This is a genomic window from Marinomonas sp. S3726 (genome assembly GCF_000967665.1).
Taxonomy (GTDB): domain Bacteria; phylum Pseudomonadota; class Gammaproteobacteria; order Pseudomonadales; family Marinomonadaceae; genus Marinomonas.
Genome location: NZ_JXYC01000048.1, coordinates 1 through 5,432 on the forward strand (window position 1 = coordinate 1; position 5,432 = coordinate 5,432).

Annotated in this window: 11 protein-coding genes; 2 read left to right on the plus strand and 9 right to left on the minus strand. The window is 41.4% G+C overall.

The window, feature by feature from the left end; genetic code table 11:
- Positions 1 to 65 precede the first annotated feature (65 nt).
- The 9 genes from TW85_RS24670 to TW85_RS24710 form a co-directional block, all read right to left on the minus strand.
- Entirely contained in the window at positions 66 to 617 is a 552-nt protein-coding gene (locus TW85_RS24670; RefSeq protein WP_046019802.1) for a DUF3486 family protein, read from the minus strand.
- Position 618: 1 nt separating this feature from the next.
- The gene (locus TW85_RS24675) at positions 619 to 915 is read right to left on the minus strand and encodes a hypothetical protein (RefSeq protein ID WP_046019803.1); all 297 of its coding nucleotides are present in this window, start codon (positions 913 to 915) and stop codon (positions 619 to 621) included.
- Complete coding sequence (locus TW85_RS24680) at positions 915 to 1,223, minus strand: hypothetical protein (RefSeq protein WP_046019804.1); 309 nt, start codon at positions 1,221 to 1,223, stop codon at positions 915 to 917. Before TW85_RS24680 ends, TW85_RS24675 begins: the two co-directional genes overlap by 1 nt.
- Complete coding sequence (locus tag TW85_RS24685) at positions 1,223 to 1,432, minus strand: TraR/DksA C4-type zinc finger protein (protein ID WP_046019805.1); 210 nt, start codon at positions 1,430 to 1,432, stop codon at positions 1,223 to 1,225. The genes TW85_RS24680 and TW85_RS24685 overlap by 1 nt, the downstream gene beginning before the upstream one ends.
- Positions 1,433 to 1,434: 2 nt before the next feature.
- The gene (locus tag TW85_RS24690; RefSeq protein WP_046019806.1) at positions 1,435 to 1,932 is read right to left on the minus strand and encodes a 3TM-type holin; all 498 of its coding nucleotides are present in this window, start codon (positions 1,930 to 1,932) and stop codon (positions 1,435 to 1,437) included.
- On the minus strand, positions 1,916 to 2,422 hold the full coding sequence (locus TW85_RS24695) for an N-acetylmuramoyl-L-alanine amidase (RefSeq protein WP_046019807.1): 507 nt from the start codon (positions 2,420 to 2,422) through the stop codon (positions 1,916 to 1,918). Before TW85_RS24695 ends, TW85_RS24690 begins: the two co-directional genes overlap by 17 nt.
- An 87-nt stretch (positions 2,423 to 2,509) precedes the next feature.
- On the minus strand, positions 2,510 to 2,932 hold the full coding sequence (locus tag TW85_RS24700; protein WP_046019808.1) for a Mor transcription activator family protein: 423 nt from the start codon (positions 2,930 to 2,932) through the stop codon (positions 2,510 to 2,512).
- An 84-nt stretch (positions 2,933 to 3,016) separates the two neighbouring features.
- Positions 3,017 to 3,514, minus strand: coding sequence for a hypothetical protein (locus tag TW85_RS24705; RefSeq protein ID WP_046019809.1), 498 nt, complete (start codon positions 3,512 to 3,514; stop codon positions 3,017 to 3,019).
- 119 nt (positions 3,515 to 3,633) lie between these two features.
- Positions 3,634 to 4,050 carry a helix-turn-helix transcriptional regulator gene (locus TW85_RS24710; RefSeq protein WP_046019810.1) on the minus strand — a complete coding sequence of 139 codons (417 nt, stop codon included), beginning with the start codon at positions 4,048 to 4,050 and terminating at the stop codon, positions 3,634 to 3,636.
- A gap of 106 nt (positions 4,051 to 4,156) precedes the next feature.
- On the opposite strand from TW85_RS24710, the gene TW85_RS24715 reads away from it, so the two are divergent.
- Together TW85_RS24715 and TW85_RS24720 are read left to right on the plus strand one after the other, a co-directional pair.
- The gene (locus TW85_RS24715) at positions 4,157 to 4,414 is read left to right on the plus strand and encodes a helix-turn-helix domain-containing protein (RefSeq protein ID WP_046019811.1); all 258 of its coding nucleotides are present in this window, start codon (positions 4,157 to 4,159) and stop codon (positions 4,412 to 4,414) included.
- A gap of 104 nt (positions 4,415 to 4,518) precedes the next feature.
- The coding region (locus TW85_RS24720; RefSeq protein WP_071210306.1) for a hypothetical protein at positions 4,519 to 5,432 on the plus strand (914 nt) is incomplete at its 3' end.

Here is a 5,432-nt window from a genome sequence, read left to right on the forward strand (position 1 = left end):
TTCCATCTCTTCTTTAAGGTTAATTTTTTTAGGTTCAGAACTGGCGATTAACGGTTTAGTCTTCATTAGGCTTTACCCAAGAGAATGCCACGGATACGGTCTTCAAGTTGTTCGCTCATACCATCTTGTCCGTGTAATTCATCCGTCACGGCGTTGGCAGCTTCTTCTGCGTATTGCTTACGAATCTCACGCTCGCGCTTTTCGTTCACTGTGGCAGCTTGCTCTAAATGTTTAATGGCTAGGGAGAGTTCTTTTAATAACTTAGGTTCGACAACATCTTCGCCTTCTGACATTTTTAATGCGGTATCAAAGGCCATTGTTCGCGTGAATTCATTGAGCAGTTTGCCAACTTGGCCTTGTGGCTCATTGCCTAATTTACCTATCCACATCTCAGCAATTTGACGCGACTCACGCATTTTCTTGCCGACGTCTTCCATACGTTGGCTATAGCGGTTAACCGCGCTTTTACTTACGCGAATATCTGATAGTTCTTCTTCTAAAAGAAGGTTAACTCGTTGGGTAGCTTCTAGCTGACTTACTGCCGGATCGCGAAGTAACGCTTGAAGCGCGTCTCTTATCTCATTAGGCAATCGATCGATGGATGATAAACGAGCCATATCAAGCTCCGGGACCAGGGCGTTTAACACCCGGAACAGTCGCTAGACCTTTCGTTACGTCTAAACCGCGTTGGGTTAATGTAACGACATAAACCGTGGCAATTTCATCTAACGTGACCAGCCCTTGTTCTTTTAGCCAAAACAACTCTGTATGCAAATTGTCACGGCTAGTTGATAAGGCGTACATTTCTAAGCCTCGCTCGATCAATGAAGAAGGCGCACGGTAGTCAGTGTCTTCAGCCAATAAGCGAAGAATCACTAGACGCCGCTCTTTTTTTTCAAATTCTGCCAGAGCCATTATTTGCCCCCTTTATTGAGTAAGTAATCGTGAATACGCGTTGAGGTTTGATCCACTTTATTAAGTGTTGATTTCATACCTTCCATCTCAGCACGAAGCTCTGCTACATCAGTATGCGTTGCGGTTCTTTCTTCGAGCCTAAGAACACGTTTATCTAAAGTGTTTTGTTGGTTAACCACTTTATCTATCGCGGTACTGTTACGTTCTCGCCCCTTGTCGATAAACATCCAAACACCGATGATGATCATCACAAGCCATTGAATAAGGTCTAACCAAAACTTCCACTCGCTCCAATTAACTTGCTCCATTAAGGTTTCTCCCGTCGTTGTTGGCACCTGATACAACGTGTGGCAAAGGGTGCGGCTTCAAGGCGTCGCTTAGGAATTACTAGGTCACAGTCTTCACAAACAATGTCACCATCAACAATGGTCTGAACGCCCTTAGCCTGTTTACTAGAAGCAATTGAAGCGGCTCTAAACGTTTCTTCTGCAAGCGCTGCTCTGTCTAAATCATCCATAACTAGTCTATTAGCCTCGATTGGTTTGAACCTGTAATTGATCTCACTACAGGGTTATTGGCTCCACGCTTTTCCATTGATCTACCAATTGACCATGTCGCGCAAATACCGCCCCAAGCACCCCAGAACTCCAGTGGCAAGTCAGCCAGCGGTGATGTATCAATATCCAACCCAAAACCATTTAGAATTCGACCGAGCAAAGGGAAAAGAACGTAATTAATACCGATGAAAGCGAGTCCAGAATAAACAACCGTGGGCCTTGCCCGCTTGGTATAAGTGTCACCTTGTTTCAACTCGGCAACTAAAACGCGCTCTTTTGCACCAAGCTCTGCTCTAAGGGTTTGTTCAGTTTCGCTATCTCTATCCGCCACCAGTTGCTCAACCTGTAACTTAAACGCGGTTTTTTCATCAGGCGTTTCAATAAATCGGTCGGCAACATCCGCAACGGTTGACGCAAAGGAGCTCGCGCCTTTAGTAAAAATATTAGTAATCCAACTCATAGAAACCTCTATCTAGTAAATGCTTATCGAGCGGTCGAAACTTGCGCTTAATCCACGTGGGCACATCAAACCCCGGACAGGTTTTGGGGCTTAATTGGTTATGACCGTAAAGGGTAAGAACGCTCCCAACCGTGCTTTCTATTCTTTGAACCAGTTTGAATAAAGACTCCCATTGGGCATGGGTAAACTTATCTTTACCAAACATGCAAATACCAACTGAGTGGGCGTTATAGCTGCCAGCATGAGCGCCTGTTTCAATCAGGGGCCTGCCTTCTTGAACATCACCGTTTATGCCAATGACGAAGTGGTAGCCAACGTGCTTAAGGTGAGGTTGGTGTTCTGGTGCGATACCCATGTTACGGGTAAAAGGAGGGTTTCGTTTTCTGTGCCATTCATCAACATCTTCTATCGTATTTGGACGGCCATTCGGCGTGTCCGCACAATGTATGATGATTGAGTCAATTTGAGAGAGTTGCCGCTTATTCCCCATGCTCTGTACCTAATTCAATTTTTTAATAGATTAGGTACAGATTAAAGGCTCAAGTCGCTTGTTGGGGATTCAAGCGTTTAGCGGAAATTAATTAAACAGGCTTGGTTGAATTCGGGCGGTATGAAGTTTGTGCTGATTAGCGACAATATTGTAAATCTGAACAGATGTTAGACCGTGCTCTTCGGCTAATTCTTTATGGTTATTGCCTGTAAACTGGTGGTGATAGATCTTATAGTCACGAAAGGCTTTCTGCAATCTATCATCACGTGGCAAGTATAATTGTCTGCCGCCTAGATAATGCGCGACGGCAATTACGTTTGTTCTTGCTATTTCATAAGCATTGCTTGAAAGCTTGGGGTGTCTCGTTTTAATTTGGGCTTCCATCACTCTCATTAAGTCGTGGAGCGTTTTAGGCCATAATCGCGGGTCAGTATCTAACGTATCAATGTTATCTAATAGAGTTAGTAGATCATCGTCTGGTTGAAATAATTCGCTTTGAGTTTCTTGCATTGGTTGCCCCTGAAAGTGTTTTGAACTTAAAGGGACTTTAGGGTGTGGTAAGAGGAAAATCTTTAAAAACGGGGCAAAAGTATTTTATTGGATACTTGGTTGAGGGTTTAATACTTCAAAATAAGGAATAGTTTTAATCGTTCCCATGTTTGTTTCAAATGAAACCATTCCTTTAAATACATAGAATTTTTTACTTAGTGATTGGTTCTCTTGATAAATTGCCCCGGGTTCCTTGTTAGTTAATATATGAAACTCGAAGTAGTCATTATCGTTTACATATTCTGAAAATTCGTACATAAGAGCATCATTTAAAACTTGGTTTATTTTAACCATTGGATACCAATGCCCGCATATTTTCTTATCAGATGAGTTACAGCCTAAGATCTGACCAACATACTGCTCTAATCCACCTTCTCTTTGAGTATGGTAAATCATGTTGACAATATGCTTTCCTGTGTAGCCGGTGTAACCTTGATTTTTAGCCCACAGGTCTAGTTCATCATTGTTTAAATAATCAGCGTTTGCAAAAGTTGGCTTCAATGTAAGTAACAATAAAAACATAAAATATTTCAATTTAATCATTTTTTACCCTTTAAAAGTTCCATTTTTAATTAATGTTTTATAATTACCAACGGTTCACAAACCGTTGCTGAATGTCAATATTAAGAATTATTTTCTAACCTTGAACTGCGAGCTACGAGTCAATCTTTTTCGTAATAATCACCGTTCACTACAAATTTTCCACCGTCTGCGTTTATTTGAGTTCCGCTAATTTTTCCATTATTTACTATTTTTGCGGAACTCGAGGTGTCTCCTTGTAATAAGGCTGCAAGTATCTCTCGCCGCTTTACTAGCGAAAGAGAGCGATAAACATCTAGAAGTAATTGTTCGTCAGTGGGTATAGTAGAGGGCAAATCTCTTCTTTTACCAGAAATAACGAACACGTAATCGACACCAACTTTCTCGACAGCTGACAAATAGCCCACATCAGGCTTTCTTTCGCCTTTTTCGTACTTAAGTTGAGCAAGTTTTTTTACTCCGCCAATTGCACCTAGCTGCTCTTGACTAAAGCCAAGTCTCTCTCTTTCTTCACGTAGACGGCCTCCAAAATCATTCATTAAAATACTTTTTCCTATTTACAGGTATTCAAAAGAATACTATTATTGAGTTCACACAATAACTATCTATAAAAACTCAACTACTTGACTAAATGAGGATTAAACCATGTTGCAGCTGGAAGTTAAAGGTACTCACCCTGAAGAAATTAAAGCGGCCATGAGAATGAATGGTGTAACAGCGGCTATGCTTGCCGATGAATTAAAGGTAAGTCAGTCATCGATATCACATGTGATTAATAAACGTAGCCGCTCAGAACGTATCGAAAATAGAATTGCGGAATTAGTCGGTCTGCCTAGAGACAAAATATTTCCCCGTAAAACTAGTTTGCTACGTAGGCATCCCAATCTATCTCAACCTAATTAGAGCCCTAATAAATATCAATAAAAGAATTAAAACTGTTATCGCTCTGGCTGAATCCAGCAGTGTTTGCTTATTGATTTTAGTAACTACTTAAAAGAGATTTTTTTATGTCTAAAAATAAAATTACGGTCTTAGAAAATAATAATACGGATGAACGTGATGCCGCTAACCAGCTACTTGGCCAAGCCCAGTCGGCGGATGCGTTCAGCAAATTTTCCCAAACGGTTTGGGCTTCTAAACTTGCCTATGCCAAGGAAAACAAGCTTTACAAGGCTATTGCGGGCCAAAAAAGTCCAAACGGTTTGGCATTAAAAGGCACATGGGCTGAATTTTGTAATTTGCTCGGGTGCTCTGACGAAAAAGCTAATCAAGATATCGCTAACTTAAAATCGTTTGGCGAAGCGGCGTTAGAATCTATGTCAAGCATGGGCATCGGTTACCGCGAGATGCGTCAATACCGTCGTTTACCGGATGATCAAAAAAACGCGTTGTTAGAGGTGGCTGAAACGGGCAACAAAGAAGCGTTTGTTGATTTTGCTGAAGGACTTATTTCTAAGAATGAAAAAGATAAGGAAGCGGTCACTAAAAAACTTGAGGAATCTAAAGCGGACTACTCAGCTCAAAGCGAATTATTAAAAGACAAGAGTGAAGAGTTAGACGCGACTAAGTTAGAACTTGAAAAAGCTCGTCGCCACCTGCAGGGAATCACGGTAGATAAAAAGAGCAAAGAAGTTCGTGATGAACTGGGCTCTACTACTTTTGAAATCGAAGCTTTATTGATGGGGCGTGTTCATGAAGGCTTTGAAATACTGTCTGGAGAAAATGCTGAAAAACATACCCGTTTTATGGCGCTTCAATTAAAACAAATTGAGTTGCAAGTCATTGCGCTACGCGATGAGTTTGGCTTACCTGAAGACCTTGGTGATATCGATGAACTCGACTGGGTCAAAGAACTAGATAGCGCGGAAGAGAAACAGTTTGATTTTGTTGAAGGTGAGTTTATCTCTCACGAGAGCAAAGG